Annotated in this window: 33 protein-coding genes; 21 read left to right on the top strand and 12 right to left on the bottom strand. The window is 42.7% G+C overall.

The window, feature by feature from the left end; translation table 11 throughout:
- Nucleotides 1–273: 273 nt before the first annotated feature.
- The 12 genes from BM329_RS13070 to BM329_RS13025 all read right to left on the bottom strand — a co-directional run bounded on the left by BM329_RS13070 (nt 274) and on the right by BM329_RS13025 (nt 5107).
- Nucleotides 274–771 carry a single-stranded DNA-binding protein gene (locus tag BM329_RS13070; RefSeq protein ID WP_092553947.1) on the bottom strand — a complete coding sequence of 166 codons (498 nt, stop codon included), beginning with the start codon at nt 769–771 and terminating at the stop codon, nt 274–276.
- Nucleotides 772–1386, bottom strand: coding sequence for an ERF family protein (locus BM329_RS13065; protein WP_092553944.1), 615 nt, complete (start codon nt 1384–1386; stop codon nt 772–774). It lies immediately after the preceding gene.
- A gap of 3 nt (nt 1387–1389) precedes the next feature.
- Nucleotides 1390–1725 (bottom strand): hypothetical protein, encoded by a 336-nt coding sequence (locus tag BM329_RS13060; protein ID WP_092553941.1) that lies wholly within the window; start codon nt 1723–1725, stop codon nt 1390–1392.
- Nucleotides 1722–1871 (bottom strand): hypothetical protein, encoded by a 150-nt coding sequence (locus BM329_RS14770; RefSeq protein WP_177216270.1) that lies wholly within the window; start codon nt 1869–1871, stop codon nt 1722–1724. Before BM329_RS14770 ends, BM329_RS13060 begins: the two co-directional genes overlap by 4 nt.
- Nucleotides 1868–2074: a hypothetical protein gene (locus tag BM329_RS13055; protein ID WP_143101249.1), complete on the bottom strand. Its 207-nt coding sequence runs from the start codon at nt 2072–2074 to the stop codon at nt 1868–1870. Before BM329_RS13055 ends, BM329_RS14770 begins: the two co-directional genes overlap by 4 nt.
- Nucleotides 2074–2196: a hypothetical protein gene (locus tag BM329_RS15215; RefSeq protein WP_281245153.1), complete on the bottom strand. Its 123-nt coding sequence runs from the start codon at nt 2194–2196 to the stop codon at nt 2074–2076. Before BM329_RS15215 ends, BM329_RS13055 begins: the two co-directional genes overlap by 1 nt.
- 67 nt (nt 2197–2263) lie before the next feature.
- Nucleotides 2264–2689, bottom strand: a complete 426-nt coding sequence (locus BM329_RS13050; RefSeq protein WP_092553935.1) for a hypothetical protein — start codon at nt 2687–2689, stop codon at nt 2264–2266.
- Nucleotides 2690–2704: 15 nt separating this feature from the next.
- The gene (locus BM329_RS13045; protein ID WP_092553932.1) at nt 2705–3106 is read right to left on the bottom strand and encodes a hypothetical protein; all 402 of its coding nucleotides are present in this window, start codon (nt 3104–3106) and stop codon (nt 2705–2707) included.
- A 2-nt stretch (nt 3107–3108) separates the two neighbouring features.
- Nucleotides 3109–3309, bottom strand: coding sequence for a DUF551 domain-containing protein (locus tag BM329_RS13040; protein WP_092553929.1), 201 nt, complete (start codon nt 3307–3309; stop codon nt 3109–3111).
- A gap of 93 nt (nt 3310–3402) precedes the next feature.
- Nucleotides 3403–3702, bottom strand: a complete 300-nt coding sequence (locus BM329_RS13035; RefSeq protein ID WP_092553926.1) for a regulator — start codon at nt 3700–3702, stop codon at nt 3403–3405.
- Nucleotide 3703: 1 nt separating this feature from the next.
- Complete coding sequence (locus BM329_RS13030; RefSeq protein ID WP_092553923.1) at nt 3704–3940, bottom strand: hypothetical protein; 237 nt, start codon at nt 3938–3940, stop codon at nt 3704–3706.
- Nucleotides 3941–4366: 426 nt separating this feature from the next.
- Complete coding sequence (locus tag BM329_RS13025) at nt 4367–5107, bottom strand: S24 family peptidase (RefSeq protein WP_092553920.1); 741 nt, start codon at nt 5105–5107, stop codon at nt 4367–4369.
- Nucleotides 5108–5196: 89 nt separating this feature from the next.
- Between BM329_RS13025 and BM329_RS13020 the strand changes: the two genes are divergently transcribed.
- The 21 genes from BM329_RS13020 (at nt 5197) to BM329_RS12930 (ending at nt 17501) form a co-directional block, all read left to right on the top strand.
- Nucleotides 5197–5427: a helix-turn-helix domain-containing protein gene (locus tag BM329_RS13020; protein WP_092553917.1), complete on the top strand. Its 231-nt coding sequence runs from the start codon at nt 5197–5199 to the stop codon at nt 5425–5427.
- A gap of 227 nt (nt 5428–5654) precedes the next feature.
- Nucleotides 5655–6017, top strand: coding sequence for a hypothetical protein (locus BM329_RS13015; RefSeq protein ID WP_092553914.1), 363 nt, complete (start codon nt 5655–5657; stop codon nt 6015–6017).
- 81 nt (nt 6018–6098) lie between these two features.
- Nucleotides 6099–6911 (top strand): replication protein, encoded by an 813-nt coding sequence (locus BM329_RS13010; protein WP_092553911.1) that lies wholly within the window; start codon nt 6099–6101, stop codon nt 6909–6911.
- The gene (locus BM329_RS13005; protein ID WP_092553908.1) at nt 6911–7636 is read left to right on the top strand and encodes an ATP-binding protein; all 726 of its coding nucleotides are present in this window, start codon (nt 6911–6913) and stop codon (nt 7634–7636) included. The genes BM329_RS13010 and BM329_RS13005 overlap by 1 nt, the downstream gene beginning before the upstream one ends.
- Nucleotides 7637–7651: 15 nt before the next feature.
- A complete protein-coding gene (locus BM329_RS13000; protein ID WP_092553905.1) occupies nt 7652–8212 on the top strand; it encodes an HNH endonuclease in 561 nt (186 codons plus the stop codon).
- A gap of 82 nt (nt 8213–8294) precedes the next feature.
- On the top strand, nt 8295–8738 hold the full coding sequence (locus tag BM329_RS12995) for a YbcN family protein (protein ID WP_092553902.1): 444 nt from the start codon (nt 8295–8297) through the stop codon (nt 8736–8738).
- Entirely contained in the window at nt 8735–8959 is a 225-nt protein-coding gene (locus tag BM329_RS12990) for a DUF3310 domain-containing protein (RefSeq protein ID WP_218153282.1), read from the top strand. The genes BM329_RS12995 and BM329_RS12990 overlap by 4 nt, the downstream gene beginning before the upstream one ends.
- Nucleotides 8960–9169: 210 nt before the next feature.
- Nucleotides 9170–9766 (top strand): recombination protein NinG, encoded by a 597-nt coding sequence (locus BM329_RS12985; protein WP_092553896.1) that lies wholly within the window; start codon nt 9170–9172, stop codon nt 9764–9766.
- On the top strand, nt 9763–9960 hold the full coding sequence (locus tag BM329_RS14765; RefSeq protein ID WP_177216269.1) for a hypothetical protein: 198 nt from the start codon (nt 9763–9765) through the stop codon (nt 9958–9960). The genes BM329_RS12985 and BM329_RS14765 overlap by 4 nt, the downstream gene beginning before the upstream one ends.
- The gene (locus BM329_RS12980; RefSeq protein WP_177216268.1) at nt 9957–11087 is read left to right on the top strand and encodes an HNH endonuclease signature motif containing protein; all 1131 of its coding nucleotides are present in this window, start codon (nt 9957–9959) and stop codon (nt 11085–11087) included. Before BM329_RS14765 ends, BM329_RS12980 begins: the two co-directional genes overlap by 4 nt.
- A 457-nt stretch (nt 11088–11544) precedes the next feature.
- On the top strand, nt 11545–11781 hold the full coding sequence (locus tag BM329_RS12975) for a TA system antitoxin ParD family protein (protein ID WP_092553890.1): 237 nt from the start codon (nt 11545–11547) through the stop codon (nt 11779–11781).
- Nucleotides 11750–12079, top strand: coding sequence for a type II toxin-antitoxin system RelE/ParE family toxin (locus BM329_RS12970; RefSeq protein WP_092553887.1), 330 nt, complete (start codon nt 11750–11752; stop codon nt 12077–12079). The genes BM329_RS12975 and BM329_RS12970 overlap by 32 nt, the downstream gene beginning before the upstream one ends.
- 271 nt (nt 12080–12350) lie before the next feature.
- Nucleotides 12351–12524, top strand: a complete 174-nt coding sequence (locus tag BM329_RS14760) for a hypothetical protein (protein ID WP_218153281.1) — start codon at nt 12351–12353, stop codon at nt 12522–12524.
- A gap of 351 nt (nt 12525–12875) precedes the next feature.
- Nucleotides 12876–13202, top strand: coding sequence for a phage holin, lambda family (locus tag BM329_RS12965; protein ID WP_177216271.1), 327 nt, complete (start codon nt 12876–12878; stop codon nt 13200–13202).
- On the top strand, nt 13189–13587 hold the full coding sequence (locus tag BM329_RS12960) for a M15 family metallopeptidase (RefSeq protein WP_092553881.1): 399 nt from the start codon (nt 13189–13191) through the stop codon (nt 13585–13587). The genes BM329_RS12965 and BM329_RS12960 overlap by 14 nt, the downstream gene beginning before the upstream one ends.
- The gene (locus BM329_RS12955) at nt 13584–14036 is read left to right on the top strand and encodes a lysis protein (RefSeq protein ID WP_092553878.1); all 453 of its coding nucleotides are present in this window, start codon (nt 13584–13586) and stop codon (nt 14034–14036) included. Before BM329_RS12960 ends, BM329_RS12955 begins: the two co-directional genes overlap by 4 nt.
- A 134-nt stretch (nt 14037–14170) precedes the next feature.
- On the top strand, nt 14171–14737 hold the full coding sequence (locus BM329_RS12950) for a sce7726 family protein (RefSeq protein WP_092553875.1): 567 nt from the start codon (nt 14171–14173) through the stop codon (nt 14735–14737).
- Between the two features lie 38 nt (nt 14738–14775).
- The gene (locus BM329_RS12945) at nt 14776–15258 is read left to right on the top strand and encodes a protein kinase domain-containing protein (protein ID WP_092553872.1); all 483 of its coding nucleotides are present in this window, start codon (nt 14776–14778) and stop codon (nt 15256–15258) included.
- The gene (locus tag BM329_RS12940; protein WP_245759090.1) at nt 15255–15980 is read left to right on the top strand and encodes a PP2C family protein-serine/threonine phosphatase; all 726 of its coding nucleotides are present in this window, start codon (nt 15255–15257) and stop codon (nt 15978–15980) included. Before BM329_RS12945 ends, BM329_RS12940 begins: the two co-directional genes overlap by 4 nt.
- Nucleotides 15981–16295: 315 nt before the next feature.
- Entirely contained in the window at nt 16296–16991 is a 696-nt protein-coding gene (locus BM329_RS12935; RefSeq protein ID WP_092553869.1) for a KilA-N domain-containing protein, read from the top strand.
- A 303-nt stretch (nt 16992–17294) separates the two neighbouring features.
- Nucleotides 17295–17501 carry a hypothetical protein gene (locus BM329_RS12930; protein WP_092553866.1) on the top strand — a complete coding sequence of 69 codons (207 nt, stop codon included), beginning with the start codon at nt 17295–17297 and terminating at the stop codon, nt 17499–17501.
- Nucleotides 17502–17579 lie beyond the last annotated feature (78 nt).

The raw sequence follows: 17579 nt of genomic DNA, 5'->3' as shown, positions 1-17579 counted from the left end.
CATCGCATGACCAGCAGACATAGAGCCACGGCCATTTGTCGTCATGCCGGGTCTTCCCAAACACCTCCGTGTGATGGGCTATCTTTACGTGACTGTGGCAGTGGTTACATTGGGTGGGGACGGGGAGCGGGTCATTGACCCGTTGTGCTGCTTTAGGATTGGGGTTCCATGGGGTGAACTGCATGTTGTGTCCTCCCGAATTTTGGTTGTAATACTCCTCCCGCCACTGAGGTAGCGTTAGTTAATGGATGGGGTTAGAGGTTTCTGTTTGGATTAAATTATATGAATAGAGTGCCCGGGATACTGTTTACCAATCGGCGCAAAGGGAATGTCATCGTCAAAATCCATTGGTGGTTGTGATTGCTGCTGTCCCTGCGGTTGCTGTGGTGCCCCCCAGAACTGAGACTGTTGCTGCTGTCCTGAATACTGTTGCTGGGGTTGTTGTTGCTGACTTCCCTGTCCATTACCGCCAAAATCCAATTTTTCGACAATAATTACTGGAGCCGATCGCTTGGTTCCATCCTGAGCTGTCCATTCTTCCACAAGAAATTCACCCGTAACCATTACCTTGGTTCCCTTGTGCAGGTATTGAGGGAGCTTCTCAGCTTTTGCGCCAAACATTTTGCAGATAACCCACGTTGTTTTTTCGTGCTCTCCGTAACCTTGCTTAACGGGTAGGGAAAAAGAGGCGATCGGCTTCCCTGCCGGAGTCCATCTTTGTTCGCAGTCCTTGCCTAAATTCCCGCTGACGATAATTGTGTTAATTGCCATTTATGCCGCCTTAAGTTCTTTTAGCCGAATACCTGTAACTTCCTTGCATTTCCCCTGTAATTCAGGATGACCCTCTAGCGCTTTCCATGTGTCTGCATACGCAGACTGGAGTTTTTCTTTATTGCTTTCAAAAGTGGCGTATTCCGTAAATTCACGCAGAACTTCATCTGGCCTTTTCGGTGCTACATGATGAACCTCGGCATCAGCATCAATCGCCGTCTCTTCCGTGGGGATGCAGAACGCCTGAAATGCAGCATACTTATAGGCAATAGACATCGCCTTGTTAGTCGCTTTGTCTCCACTGTCCATCGCCTCACCAAACGTTGTAACCGTATGTGTGCTGCCGTCTTCCGTGGCGATGAAATCAAATTCAGATTTGACCACAACATAAAACAAAACGCCGCCTTTTTGGGTGGTGCGCTCTGTTACTGTACGCTCCGTGATGCGGGGTAATATCAACAATCCGTGTCTTACCAATGCTGGGGCGAGCGCGTTGTATACTGCATCTATTCCCCTGAATTTGAAGTTCTGCGTTTTGTTGACACCATCCTTTTTAATCCCTGTCTCTGCCAGTTCCTTAGCGACATTACTAATAGCCTTATACACAGCACTCATAACTTAATCTCCTGTCCAGATACCACCATGACGGCGGGTCGGTGAATGACCCCGATAATGGTCATATTCTGTGTGATGGGTTGCGTAATAATCCCGCCACGCCTGACGCTCTAATTTAGCGCGTTCCTCTGCCATGTGATGAGGTAGCGGGGGATGGAAAGAGGCGTAGTGGTTGAAATTGTGTATCTTCTCTGCGAGTATTTGCTCTTTGAGCGGTAGGTTTGCCGGGTGATCTGTCTTGTTAATGATGGAGGCAACCAGTTCATCTAACCAGTGACTGCGCTTTGCCGGATCTTTCGGTACCAGGCATCCTACGGAGCGCCGGGGGTAACTGTTCATGTGAAATCTCCCCTGAACTCGATAGCACTGATGGGTAATCCCTCCCATCCCAAAACTTCCCTTTTGTATGCCAGTTCATTTTCTTCCCTGCGACGTTCTTCGGCTTCGTCCTGAGCGCCATAGGGGTTATATCCGAAATGTCTCATACGGTGACCTCCTCATTCTGATAATGGTCATTGAGCACCGAAATAATGTCCTCGCGTTCTAAATAAATACTGTTGAGCATAATTTCCCTGCCAGTGCCCTCCAGTTGCCAATTGATACCATCATCAATGATTAATACCGCGCCTCCATGAGCGTTAGGCTCAACCCTGAATAGATTGCTGCTGAGATTAATTTTTAACATCATTACCTCCCGTAACTTCGTTTGAGTATTTCCATAGCCAGCCACCAGACATCTTCACAATGCAGGCGACAGGCCATCCCTGCCAGTGACTGCGCCTGACAGAGAAGGTGTCTGTTGATTTTCATGAGTAATTATCTTGCGATGAGTAGAATAAAAATGACTGCGAGAATGGCGAGTGAGTAATAATAGAAACTATTTGGTATCATTTTTTCTGGCATTCATCATCGCGTCAGCCATCCTGTAATAGAGGGACGCGACATTATTTAATGTTTCATCAATTGTATTTATGCCAAAACATGAAAAATCTGTGCCTTGACTAGCCCAGTCACCTTGCATTGCCTGAGCTGCAAAATAATCCCGCAATGTCATTTCATTTGTTTGTGGCATTGTTTCTTTAGATAATTCCAGAGACTCAACCAGATTTTTAACGTTATCTATCCCTCCCGTGGTAACCGTTCCCTTATATTGAATTTTCTCCTTTGTTGGATAGTAAATAACTTTTCCTTGTTTTGTTTGTATCGCTATAGTTCCACAGGTATCAATAGAATGAATAATACCGATTGTATTGAGGTGTCTGGATGCTATAGAAACGAGTTCCTGCTTTTTGTCACTCAGCATAATTTAATCTCGGTGTTATTTAGATGTCAGAGAAATAAGTGCCTTGGCGTGCAGTTCAGCAGATTCGGGGTCGAGGTGGATTAGGCCGCGTTCTAGATGTATCATATGAATTTTGGCACCGTTCCATATACCCGCTTCGGCAAGGAAAAATCCTGATGTTGCAACAACAAAATACTTCATCCCATTTTCCAACGGCTCCCTCACTGGTTCAGGAACATCGATATTTCCGATTTTGATAGTGCGGGGTTTTAGGCGGTATTTAGCCGTTCCTCTAGCCCAAAGGCCATCGTCTTCATCCAAATCACACCAACATTCATCTTCGTAATTCCAGTATTGAAATTGGCTCCAGGGATTTTCCATTATCTGTGCAAACTCTGCGTACTTTGTCCATAAATCGGCGTGAATATGTTTAGCCATTGTTATTCTCCTGTCGGGGGTTCGGGTAATTCCATCCAGTGGGTTATGCATTCAATATCGAATAATCCATCGTCAGAATATGAATAAAAAACATCAAGAATATCTGAGAGATAACCAGTATGAACATCATTACAGCCGTTTCTAACAAATAGGATATCTGCATAAATATCAGGCAACCTGTCAGAACATTTAATCCAATCCATAATTTCTCCTATATTCAGGTAATAAAAAACCTCGCATTGGCGAGGCTGATTAATTAACTCACCACAGCCCACTCGGAAATGGGCTGGAGTTAGTTAATTGGTGTGCGGCTCTCTTGGTTTGTGCGTAAATCTATGCCAGCTATCCGTTAACTCGATTGCATCATAATTATCACGACGCTCGGCAAAACCCAGTTCCACTGCCAGAGCATGTAATTCATGTCGCCTCTTGATGTTATCCATACTAATCCAATCGGCGTCGGCTGCTCTCTTCTGAGCCTGTTTAGGCGTCAAACCTCGATAATCTATTTCACTCAGTTTATTTAATTTTTTTAAATCTGTTTTCAGATTTCGAAGAATGTGTATCATTGAATCAATCCGTTCTATGTCTTTCATATCACCCCCTCGCCGTCACGGTTGATGATTTGCGGCTGCGGTGTGGATGTTTCGTGGCCCGTTCTTTGGATGGAGCGTTATTCACTGCCGGAATAAAATTGCTTAATGCGTTGATGGTGGCGCGCTCCTGTTTGCCGATGCGCTGTTTGGGTTCGCGATTACTCCAGAATGCCTTTTTTTGCTCTTTGTGAATTTCGTTGAAAACATTATCGAGAGCCATTTCCAGCCTATCTTTCATAGAATTTTCCTCGGTTAAGGTTGCTCACCATTAGTTAGCTGCTTAACTGCATATTTTCCCTGTCAGGGCTGCCCGTTCACGCTCTTTCGAGGCTAATCTTCTCACTGGCATACTGATCGACTGTCAGCGATACATCGCATTTGTGCGTTGGGGTGTAACAGAGTGAATACGCTGTTCTGGGTTAAATTGTTAAAGAGCGAACTTCCGTTTACGTTTGGCTCCGTGCCGTTGATGGATACATTATTAACCATCAGTTAAATTCAGTCAATAACCATTGGTTAATTAAGTTAAGAATAAATTTTAACTAACTGAATTTTAAGTTAATAAATTTTTAAATAAGAATGAAAATGTGATTTGAATCAAAAATAAAAGGAGGGTAGCCGCATGATTAGCGGCTATTTTTTGGTGGTGAGAGGAGGTATTTAGTTACCAAGCCATTACTGACCAGTTTATGACTCGACCAATGATTTGAACATCTTGGACTTCTGCAATTTCATCAGGGAATTCCATTGAATTGAAACTGCGGACAATTAATTTTCCCGGTTGGCGATATAGTAATTTAATGCGAAATAATCCTTCTTGCTCAATGGCATATATTCCGCCATCGACAATATTTTGATGGCCACGATCAACGGTTACTGTTGAGCCATCTGGAATTACTGGGGACATACTGTCGCCATGAACAGAGAAAGCTACAACATTAGCTGGTTCAGCCCCGTATCGACGAAGAGTAGAGCGAGAAAATCTCAATTTAAACCCATTGTAATCTTCGTTAGTACAACAGCCACTCCCTGCGGCAAGTTCTATACTTTTAAAAAACGGGACAACAACTTCGTCATCATTGACTGGCGTAGTGTGATCCCAAGGCGTAACTTCTTCTGACTCTATTTTTGATAAAGGCACACCGTCTAATTTTTTGGAACCCCTCCCATATTCCAACCACTCCGGCCTAACATCAAGCCACCTGCTTAACGCCAAAATATTACTGGAGTCTGGAATTGCTCCGGCATTCAGCCATTTCCAAACCCCAGGCCCGCTGACTGTTATTTTCTGTTTGGTAAGTGCGTCAGCAATTTTCTTACCTAGCCCACGTCCGGCAAAGCCCGCATCTAAACAAGCTTCTTTTAGCCTTGCAGTGAACTCAGCCTTATTAGTGCTTTTAACCATAAGTTAATTATCATCCAGACTTGACTTAACTGTCAGTTAGAATTTAGAATTAACTAACAGTTAATCTAATTAATAAGGATATTAACCAAATGAACCCAGTTGAATTCGCAGTGAATGCAGTAGGCGGACAGACCGCCGCCGCAAAAATCTGCGGGAAAAGTGCCGTAGCGGTCTGGAAGTGGGTGCAGAACGGCTGCTTACCACGCACTGAGTACACAGGAAAAACTCAATATTCAAAATTGCTTGCAGATCATTCCAACGGAAAGTTCACCGAAAAATGGTTATTGCAAGCGGCTAATCCAGATAAAGAATTAGCTTAATTATTATCGCTCTTTAACAATCTGCCCACACGACAGGCTATCGGTGAACCCTAGCAAACCGAAATAGCGCCGGGAATTATTCTCAGGCAATCGGGGAACAGGAGTCAATCAACCCCGTAAAGGCCGACATCATAACGCCATGATCGTGTTTATTAACTATCTATTCAGGATAGACGATATCTATCGTTTATTTATTAAACAAAACTTAACTATAGGAAATATAACAAATGGAAGTTGCAAAAACTCGCAATACTCGTGTGACGTGTAAGGCGCAAGAATTAGAAACATTTTGGTTCAAATCAGTCGCGGAAATTGGAAACAGCCCGTTAGCTAGAGACATGGGGATTCACCCAACGGGATTGAGTCGAGAAAAGAGCCGGATCGTAAAGCTGGCTAGCCGAATGGTTGTGGAATTGGGATTGCCGGAGGGAAGCGCAGCCGCACCGGGATGCGAGACAAACATTGTGTTAACGGGAATTGATGCCAGTAGGCTACTGGAAGCGCTGGAATATATCCGATACCCCAAAAGAAAAACCTCGAAGGCGGCTACCGACGAGGCTTCTGAAATGCAATTCGAACTGTCAATTTAACGAAGGTATGCAAGCCCCTCAAACCAACATTTCAACGAGGTAATTATACATGAAAACGAAATTTAATGATAGGGAGGTCGTATGAATACAGCGGAGGTTTATCAATTCCCTGTCCGGCAGGAGATACACAAAGTGGCCGATGTTGATAATGGATTCACTCGGCTGGCTAATGAGTTGCTTGAGGCGGTTATGTTAGCTGGACTATCACAGCATCAGCTATTGGTGTTTTTGGCGATTTCCAGAAAAACATATGGTTTTAATAAAAGCCTGGATTGGGTCAGTAATGAGCAGCTTTCCAAATTAACGGGAATATTGCCTCACAAGTGCTCAGCAGCAAAGAGTGAACTGGTTAAACGGAATATTCTAATAACCAACGGAAGGCAGGTAGGAATCAATAAAAATATCTCTGAATGGGAGGATAAAAATAAAGTTTACCCGAATCAGGTAAATTTACCCGAATCAGGTAAGAAATCTTTACCCAAATCAGGTAAAAGCGATTACCCGAATCAGGTAAACACAAAAGACAATATTACAAAAGAAAAGAAAGACAATAATACCCCTATATCCCCTTCACCGAAAAAAGCGTCTAAACCTAAATTTGATATCAATCAGGTTTCATTGCCTGAATGGTTAGATCCTGCTGTATGGGAAGAATGGTTGGAATATCGATCAGCTATCAAGAAGCCGATTAAAACCCCTCAAACTGCCAAGGGACAGATTAAATTACTGAACGAATGTTATGACGCGGGTTATAGCCCGTCTGAGGTTATTGCAGCCAGCATTACGAATGGGTGGCAAGGTTTGTTCAGGCCAAAATATCCATCCAAGGCGCAACCTGTTAATCGCATTACCCAGCCAATACGTTCTGAACAATTCATTTCGGAGGATTTCTAATGAGCATGGCAGAGACACTGGCGCGTTTTCGCCGGATGATGCCTGATCATATCCAGCCAAAATTCACTAATGCCGCCGAACTGATGGCATGGCAGCGTGAACAGGGTGAGATTGATTCAACACGCATTGCCGAAGAGAACCGAGTTAGCCGGTTAAATAGGATCATGGGCCGTTCTGGTATCAGCCCGCTACACCAGAATTGCACATTTGATAATTACATTGTGACCACTCCTGAGCAGCAAAAGGCGCGGGCAAAAGCCCAGCGTTATGCTGAAAGCTTTGGTAACTCGTTTGGTGGGTTTATTTTTAGTGGTAATCCCGGCACGGGGAAAAACCATCTCGCCGCTGCTATTGGTAATTACATCATCCAGAACGGAAAGAGCATCCTGATCGCCACGCTGCCCGATTTGATGATGAGGGTTAGGGAAACCTACCAGAAAGACGCGAAAATCAATGAGTCGGCATTGGTCGATGATTTGTGCGCGGTTGATTTGTTGGTGCTGGATGATGTCGGTGTGCAGCGTAATAACCTGAATGAAGACCTGATAATTTTTCAGGTGGTAGATCGCCGTCTGGCAAATAAAAAACCCGTTGGTGTCCTGACGAATTTAGATTTTGAACAGCTAACTGTAGTTTTAGGTGAGCGGGTTATTGACCGACTGCGAATGGGAACCCCCACCGTAATTAATTTCAATTGGCAGAGTTATCGCCGCCAAGTTAAATAATCCAAAGGAAAATAGATGAACAATGAATTTAATTTAGAAAAAGAGAGAGCGAGAAAATTAGATGAAATATACAAAAAATATGATTATTGCGAACACAAGGATACAGAATTAAGAAAACGGGCGTTCAAAAATAATTCAATTCATTATGTCTCTCAATGCATGAGTTGTGGAGTTCAGGTTGAATCATTCAAAAAATCAACAGCACTCAAAAATAATCCAAACCAAAAATTATTTGATGAAGATATCAAATTAAATTGGGAATCTCAAAGAGAGCAGAAAATAAATGCAGTAATCAAAATATACGGTGAAGAAAAACAAAAAACAAAAGACAAGTTTTGGGGCTGGTACTCGATATATCTTAAATCTTCCACGTGGCGAGATAAAAGAGAACTAGTGTTAAGGAGGGATAATTATACATGCCAAGGATGTTTAAGAAAAAAAGCAACTCAGGTTCACCATTTAACATATGAGAATGTTGGCGATGAACTATTGTTCGAGTTGGTTTCACTCTGTGATAGCTGTCATGAAAAAACCCACAAAAATGAACATCAACTACAAGAAGGATCATTAACGTGACAATTATTTTTCACAAATCTACCTATTGGTTTCAGTCTCCCAATGTAGAGCAGCAACAGCATCTGCGGGAAGGAGGTTAGGAGTGGAATGCAATTTTCTATTCCATGAATCAACGAAACACGCTGCATGGCAACAACTCAAAGATGTTCTCGCAACAAACCAACCTCACCGCATTATCATCAAACCGTGGAAAAACACCCGCTCGTCATCTCAGAACGCGACCGCGCATATGTGGTTTGGCGAGATTAGCCATTTTTTGAAATCCAATGGCGCTAAATTTTCACCGGAACAGGTTAAAGAGATGATGAAACATACATTTCTCGGTTACGAGGTGGTGGAACGAATTAATGCCAGAACGCAGGAACCAGAGCGCGTCAGGACACTGCGCCAGACATCCAAACTGGACACGGGCGAGATGTTTCGATTCATGGAGCAGGTAGAGCAATGGGCGGCGGAAATGGGTTGTTTTGTGACGGTGCCCGAGGACAGCGAATATATGACACTCAAGAGGGAGCAGGAACAGTGACCGATAATGTAAATCACCCAACACATTACGCATCTGGTGGTATTGAATGTATCGATGCCATGAAATCCAGTATGACCGATGAAGCATTTAAGGGATATCTCAAGGGCAATGTACAAAAATATCTCTGGCGGTACGAAAAGAAAGCCTCTCCAGTGGAGGATTTGAAAAAAGCGCGGTGGTATCTGGATAAGCTAATCAAAGAGGTGGAGCCAATCAAATGAAATACATCGCATTCGTAGGCGCGTGGATCGCTCTTGCGCTGATTATTGGACTGGTGTTAGGGGGATAGATGATTTTTTGGTTTGGAATATCAATATTTCTGTTTGGTATGTTTTTTGGTAGTGCGATTGTCAGCAGCTATTACCAAGGAAAAGCCAAGACGGGATTTGTAGATATTGGGAATAAATTATACCAATTAACGGAGATCGAGTGTGACAAAGCTAAGGCGGAGAAAGTGTAAAATCTGTCATGAATGGTTTCACCCCCAATATGACAATATGGAATGGTGCAGCCCAGAACATGGCGCAGAACTGGCCATCAGAAAACGAAACAGAGACAGGGAGAAAGCAGAACAGAAACTACAGCAAGAACGACGGCAAAAAGCAGCAGCAGACCGCGATAAACTCAAAGCCCGCAAGTTAGCAGTAAAACCCCTCTCCCATTTCGCCAGACAAGCTCAAACAGCATTTAACGCCTATATCCGTGAACGGGATAAATATGACCCGTGTATCAGTTGTGGGCGCTTCCATGAGGGGCAGTGGCACGCAGGGCATTATCGAACGCGAGGCGCTTGTCCAGAATTCAGGTTCGACGAGGATAATTGCCATAAGCAATGCTCTGCCTGCAATAATCATCTGTCAGGGAATATCGACAATTACACCCCCAGGCTGATTGAGAAAATTGGTCAGGTGCGTTTTGACCAGCTGATGTCTCACTACCCATTACCAAAGCTGAAACGGGAAGATTACGAACGGATACGTGATGACTACAAAGAGAAGCTCAAGGGACTGAGGCGGGAGGCGGCATGATCTTCACTGATCTACCCGCCGCTATTGAAGAGGCACGATATCGACGCAGGGAAACAGACCGCCATTTTGCTGTTGTTCAGCGGGACATAGGTATGTCGGTTCTCACTGAACGATGGGTTATGCGAAAGTGCATGAGGATGATGTATTCCACTCGTCGCGACAGGGTTCATACAGTATTGCCGGGGATAAAATGAATTTAACGCGCTATGACAAAGCAAATCTGCCAGATGAAAACATCGAACTGGCAATATTGCGAGAACAAGTCAAATATAATCCAGAAACCGGTATATTTACCAACAGGTCGTGTACTGGTGTCAGAGTTAAAGGTTTCATGGATCGTGGGTATATTGGGGTAAGCATTAATTCCAAAAAATTTAAGGCTCATCGGTTGGCTTGGTTTTATATGTATGGGACATGGCCCGAACATGGAATAGATCATATAAATGGGAATACATCTGATAATCGACTTTCTAATTTAAGGCCAGCAACTCCAGAGCAAAACGCCCATAACCGGCGACTGGGTAAAAATAATACTTCTGGTGCTAGGTGTGTAACTCTAGAAAGAAGAACAAAACGATGGCGAATACAAATAAACAGATTCGGACATAAATTTTATCTTGGTAGTTACAAAAATAAAGACGAAGCGATACAGGAGGCAAATAGATTTTTAAAACTAACCGATGGTGAATTTTTTAATTGTGTTACATCCAAACATAACTTACCGCAAGACCAGATAGCACTTCTCGCCTTAATTCAAAAATCCAGAGACTTAAGCCCGATAAGCCCACTAGAACCTAATGACAGAGTATGGATTAGCCATATTTTAAGTGCGTGGGGAGCATGGGCTTATGAAGAATTGGACGATAAAAATAAGGTAAGCCCTATCGGTCGATTTATGGAATCTGTTTCTGGTCGGGGGGGCATAACAGCAGACGGCATAACAACGTTGATCGAAGGGCTACACGAAAGAGGTTACCGTGGTGATGAGCTTATCAAAAAGTTGTCGCAAATAATCGCAAATCTTAAGCATCGTTCTGTTCCTAGATGCTCAGATGAAATAGGGTTATTTGTGGATGATTTACTAATAAGAGTGTTTGGCGATAAATCACCACTGCTTCGAGTGGCTGTTAATTACTATGTGTATGGACACAGGATAGAGACTATTGCTCAGTATCTATCGAGAATAGTCAAAGATGAGTTAACAATCCCCCAATCACGAGATAGGGTTCGTTGGTGCATTAGAATAATTGAGGCAAAGATGCATAGAGCAATTAACTACGAACTGGATAATGGCAAGGAGATTGATATTGATAATCTATGAGAAAAAATAATGCGAAATACTTGCAAAAAAATTATTTCTTAGTATATTCATGTTATCCTCCGCAGGTTTTTATGCTTGGAGGGTGTTAATCATGAATTCCATAGCCTCACTAATCAAGTGGAGCTTTTTCATTTCTACCCGTCGTAAATCCAACTACCGCAAATTCCTCGGTAGTTCGAAATCCCGCAAGTCTTGGATGTTTAGATGAATATTTTAATTCCCCCGAATTCGGGGATTTTACAACTCTCCGGTCATTCCGGTTAGTTCAAATCCCGATATGGGAAATCCCATAACGGAACAGATTCAAGTGGTTCTGGCATATCGCGCAACCATATAATCATTTAACGCGACAAAAGATTGCATTATTTGACAAAATGGCGCATATTATAAGTGCGCTTCCGCAGGCGTATGCGTTCAGCTCCGCATGTAGTACAACACCGCCGAAGAGGGTTAAACAATGGCTATTAGTATCCGTTTAGATGATGACTTCGTGAGCGATGTAAAAATCCACGCAGAAGCTTCAAGCAGGAGTGTGCCAAAGCAGATCGAACATTGGGCAAAGATAGGCTGCATTGCCGAAGATAACCCAGATTTGCCGTACTCCTTTATCCTTGATGCCTTACTGGCGAGAAGCGAAGTCGACAATGGTAAGGTGTCGCGTTATGTCAGAAGGACAAAAAAGTCCCAAGATTGATGTTTATGAAACAAGGCGTTTCTCTAAAGCGTTATCTAAATTACCTGAAAATCTTCTTGCAGTAGTGGAAGATGAGATAGAGAAAATTATCGACAATCCAGAAATTGGTGAACAGAAAAAAGGAGATTTAAATTTTCTTCGTGTACACAAATTTCAGTTAAACAACCAGCTGACATTGCTTGGTTATCACTGGGTTGAAGAAAAGATAGAGTTATACCTGTTAAATTTTGGTTCTCATGAAAATTTTTATCAGGAACAAAAGCGACACAGGAAAGACGATTTAAAGTTTATTAAATGACACATAAGGCTGCGCTATTAGCGTAATACCGCTCGCTTAAGCACTTTTTTGAATAACAATTCATAAAAATGCTGACAAAGAAAATTTGAAGACCCCGACATTACTGGCTTTTTCAAATGGAGAAAATGACAGTTGGTATTCTCATTTCTCTTAAGCGAGCAGTATTAGCGCTATTAGCGTGGCCTTTTTCATATTTGCCACCGCAATCACTTTAATCACATCCGTATCCGCACATTGCGGCTGGCATCCTATTAACTCACTCATGAGGTGAATGATGAAGAATAATGTACTACTGGCAAGAATTGCTCATTTAGAGGTTAAGCTAGCAATTCAGGAAAACCGACTCATCAAGCTGGAGGGCAAGATGAGTCGTGATGTTAAATCAGAGCAAAAAACTACCCATGATGATGGTGATGACAGTGTTCATCATTCAGAGAGTCTTTGAGATATCGAATAGCCAGATATTCAATTTCATTGAATGACATATTTCTTACATCACACTCGCATTTATCAATAATTATACTGAACGAATGGTGTGAATCATTTTCACTGGACAATCCAACACTGATGTTGGTTTTTTGATTCTCCGTTTCGTAAATACTGCCCAAGGAAATGAGTCTAAACTTCATTTAATACTCCATTTCAGAGGTAATCAGCCATCCCTCTATTGATTAGTTAATGTTTGGCTGATCTAACAACATACCTTAAGTATCAATTCATTACTTTTAACCGACTCACAGGGGCGATCATAACTCACCCCACGGATGCCCATTGCTCAATGGGGTGGAATATGAAGATGAGAAATAATCCTGATTTGTGGGTGCATCTCGGTGACTGGCTCGTCTCGATAAAAGAGCAGGGCATCGGAGCAACCTTAGCGGGGACTATGGCCTTTCTCCGGGGACGCTATCACGGCGGGGGATGGCTAAAGGTCTCTATCGACGCCTTTATGTGTGCCATGTTCGCTTGGTTCATTCGTGATGTATTAAACCTGATTGGTCTGAATCCTGACTTGGCCTACATCGGCAGTGTAGTGATTGGCTATCTGGGAACGGACTTCATTGGCCAATTGCTGCGTAAGGCCGCAGAGAAAAGAGCCGGAGTCAACAATGGCAACGAATAACTTTAAGTTCAGCCAGCGCAGTGAAAATAACCTTAAGGGTGTTCATCCTGATTTGGTCGCTGTTGTTCGCCGCGCACTGGCATTATCTCCGGTTGATTTTACGGTGATTGAGGGACTAAGAACCCTTGAACGCCAAAAGCAGTTATTCGCTGCAAAGAAAAGCCAGACAATGAACTCCCGCCATTTAACCGGTCATGCCGTTGACTTACTTCCGGTCGGTGCTGACTGGAATAATTACATCTGCTGGCTGCCCGTCTTGAAAGCGATGCATCAGGCAGGTGAAGAACTGGGGATAAAACTGCGGTTTGGCATCACTTGGACAGGTAATCCCAATGACAATCCCGCTAAGTTTTTGGATGCGCCCCATGTTGAGATACCGGCATGAAACTCAACAGCCAATACTTCACGCTTGGTGCTTTTGTTATTGTCGCTGGTCTGCTCTGGTTCTATTACAGCGAGTATCAGGACAAGGCCGAAAAATACGCTAGCTTAACGCTACAGTATGACAAGCAGACTATCGCGATAAATCAGCAGCAAGAGCGAATTAAGCACCTTGCAGAACTGGACAAGGTTCACACACAGGAACTCGCCCATGCCAAGACTGAAATTGACACTCTTCGGGCTGATGTTGCCGCTGGTCGTCGCAAGCTGCGCATCAAGGCTACCTGCCCCGTGCGTGAAACCCCTTCCTCCGGCAGCGTGGGCGATGCAGGAACCCCACAACTTACCGAAGCAGCTCGACAAGATTATTTCCGTCTCCGAGAAATGATGGCGGAGAATGAGCGGCAAATTAAGTATTTGCAGGAGTATGTTAGGGGGCAGTGCATTAACTGAAATTAAAATTTTTTCTTAGAATTGGCTTTGCATCAGAGGACGAAGAAAAAAATAGTGCTATACATTCAGTAAGCGTTTAAAGTTCTTGGCTTCAAAAATAGTTACATTACTTCTTTGGAAAGAAAGGCAGGAAAATGAAAGATATAGATGTGCGGCGTGCTGTTCACTCCAAGATACTGAAAGAGCATCACAAAGATCCGGATACATTGATTATTGATGAATTTTCTTTGAACCAAGGTTCATGTCGTGTTGACATTGCGGTAATTAACGGAGTTATTCATGGATATGAACTAAAAAGTGAGAGAGATAATCTTTTAAGGCTTCCTAATCAGATAGAGCAATATTCTTTAGTGATGGATAAAGTAACGCTCGTTGTAGATGATTCTCATTTGGCTGAGGCTCAAAAGATCATCCCTGAATGGTGGGGGGTTAAGGTGGTTAATCAAGGGAACAGAGGTGCAGTTCATATACATAGTTATAGGCGAGATAAACTAAATCCTGACGGCGATGTTTTTTCATTGGCTAGGTTACTTTGGAAGGATGAATGCCTTAGCATTATGGAAAAATGGAACATATTGAAAGGTAATAAAAGCAAACCCCGCTTTGAGCTGTGGGATATAGTTGCACAGCATACCTCACTTGAAAAGTTGAAAGTTGAAGTGAGGCATACTTTAAAGCAAAGAACTATGTGGAGAAATTAAGGTACAGCAGGATATTGGGATGAGTGCCGTATTTTATCATGGAAAAGGCTGAAACTAATTTATTAGAAGCTATAGAAAGCGGGATGTCTGTAGAAGAAAAAATTATGGCGGTGCGGCAGATAATTAAGGGCGTCAAAACTATACACGACAATGATTATGTTCATCGTGATCTAAAGCCAGCCAACATTCTGAAATATAGCGACGGAAGATACAAAATCAGCGACTTTGGACTAGTGAAAGACTTGAATCATGTCAGAGCTGAGGTAAAAACAAGATTTCAACCAAATGGAATGGGAACTGATGGTTACAGAGCTCCTGAAATAACAGAAAGTGGATTATTTTCCAAGCAGTCTGATATTTATGCTATAGGCGGCATCATTAATGACATATATTCAAAAAACTTCACACATAAGTTAAAAAAAGTCATATCAAAATGCAGGGAACATTGGCCTGAAGATAGATATGCTGATGCAAATGAATTATTAATTGATTTTTGTAAAGCTATGGAGGTAACACCGTGAATAGAATAGTTGACATGTCCTGCTTTAGCGATGCTGCAAATGGTAAAGCTGTAAATGAAGATTATTTCTTACCTCCAACGTTCGATAGTGATTCAAATATCGTATTTGCAGTAGCAGACGGAGTAGGTTCAACTGAGCAAGCTGATTTAGCGTCAAAATGTGCAATACAAGCAATTCAAAAAGCGTTGATAGAGCCAGATTTTAGTATTGAGAAAGCATTTTCACTAGCCAAGCAAGCGATAGATGAGTTTGATTTTAGTGTTGCTACTACGCTAACAATCGTCCATATAGTTGACTCAAAGCTCTATATAGGGCATGTAGGCGATTGCCGACTTTACTTTAAAAATAAAAATAAATTAGTTCAATTAACTAAAGATCATACTAAGTACCAAGAGCTTTTAGATTCTAAGGAGCATAGTATGAGGAATCTAAGAAATCACAAAGAAAGACTGTCTACTATTCTTACGTCAGCCTTATCTAATGATATCGAACTGAATTTTGACATGACAGTTAAAGATATCAAAGACATAAGTGATGGTGATAATGTAATTTTAGCTTTGATGTCAGATGGGGCATATAAGCATTGGGAATTAAGACCTAAATTCTCAGAAAGAACAATGTCGTTACCATCGGCATTTTCCGCAAGCTTAAGGCGTCGGATTGAGAAAGATATTATTGATGACTATACATTTTTGAGTGTTAAGCTTAAATGTAGTAAGTAGTACTAATAGAGTTTAATGAATCAGTCATGAAAGGACTCCAAATAACCATCAGTTAACACTGGTGGTTTTTTTATTCCCTTACCCATTCCCTTGAGTGGTTAAAGCAATAACGCATGCCATCACTTCCGTTCTCACCGCGTACCCAACGCATACGGTCTGGTGGCATTTTTATTTTCCCCGTGCATTCACACACACATCAATAAAAACGCAGAACCTTGCAGAAAGTCGAGCCTGAGAAAACCGTTATTAATAGGGTGTTTCTGCGGGCGGTTTTTCTGTGTGAACAGGTTCGGCTTTCTATAAGGAAAATACCCTATGAGTAAATCATTAGTCATATTAAACGGCGTAAAAATCAGCACCGATAAACAAGGTCGTTACCGCCTGAATGATCTCCATAAGGCATCCGGTGGTGAGACAAAGCACCAGCCCGGCTTGTGGAGTGCAAATCAGCAGACACAAAGCCTGATAAATTTGCTGAAAAAAGAAACTCTAGGAAATCCTATAGTTTCTATTGAAGGCCGCAAGGGTGGTACATATGCCTGCAAGGAACTGGTTTATGCCTATGCGATGTGGATCAGCCCTGAATTTCATTTGCACGTAATTAGGAAATTCGATGCTGTCATCATGGGCGAATATAAAGCCCGGCAGGACAGAGATACTGCAAGGCTGGAATACAAACCCATGACGGATGCTGTAAAAAAATCCAGAGAGGAGCAAGGCAAGACGATTGCCCCTCACCATTTCAGCAATGAAGCCGATTTAATCAACCGTATCGCATTGGGTATGACTGCGGCTAAGTTCCGCGTCCATCATGACATCGAGAAGAAAGAATCTATCCGGGATTATCTGACTCCAGAACAGATGCGATGCATCACTGAATTACAGCGAGCCAACACAGTCTTTATCTCTATGGGGTGGGACTATGAACAACGCAAAGCCTCCCTGACGGGTATCTACGAAAAGAACCACAAGAAGCCATTACTGGAAGAGTTGCATAGGCTGGCAGCTTGATATTATCGAGGTCATTACACCAGTGACCTCGGTTAACTAATTGAAATTACCGAGGTCCTCAGTTTGGTGCCGGTTCGCCAATCTGACGGTCAGCGAAGAAATCAATGGGTTACAGCTAAAGCATGGGCCAGTAAATATTCAGTCGAGAGGCTCAAGAAACGCTGATTTCACAAAATTCTGCAAAGCACCTGAAAACGGGTGCTTGACAGAGGTTTGTGGAGGTTTTGGGCTTCGGTGGTGTCGTCCCAATAGGGGGTTATATAAACCGAACCAGTTGAATATGCTGAATGAGGATAAAACACGATGGAAATTCGCATTATTGAAGATGGTAGTGCCGAGGTAGTGACTGCTGAATATTTAGTAAGGTATGACAAAGATGGACGGCTTAATGTGAGTATGGGAGGGCAAGCCCCTGCAACGCTCGTTATTCACAATGCGTTCAAACAGAAGGCAGATAAGGAACAGGTAGGTATTACCAGCGATACCTTCAAACTTGGATTCACATATTAAGCGCAACACCGTAATGGACGAAGTAAATGAGTGGGTATTCCTTTAAATAACTCATTCGGTGTTTTGTAATCTCGTGTT

This window comes from Xenorhabdus koppenhoeferi, assembly GCF_900116635.1.
In the GTDB taxonomy this organism is placed as follows: Bacteria; Pseudomonadota; Gammaproteobacteria; order Enterobacterales; family Enterobacteriaceae; genus Xenorhabdus; species Xenorhabdus koppenhoeferi.
This window is presented reverse-complemented; position numbering and strand designations above follow the sequence as displayed.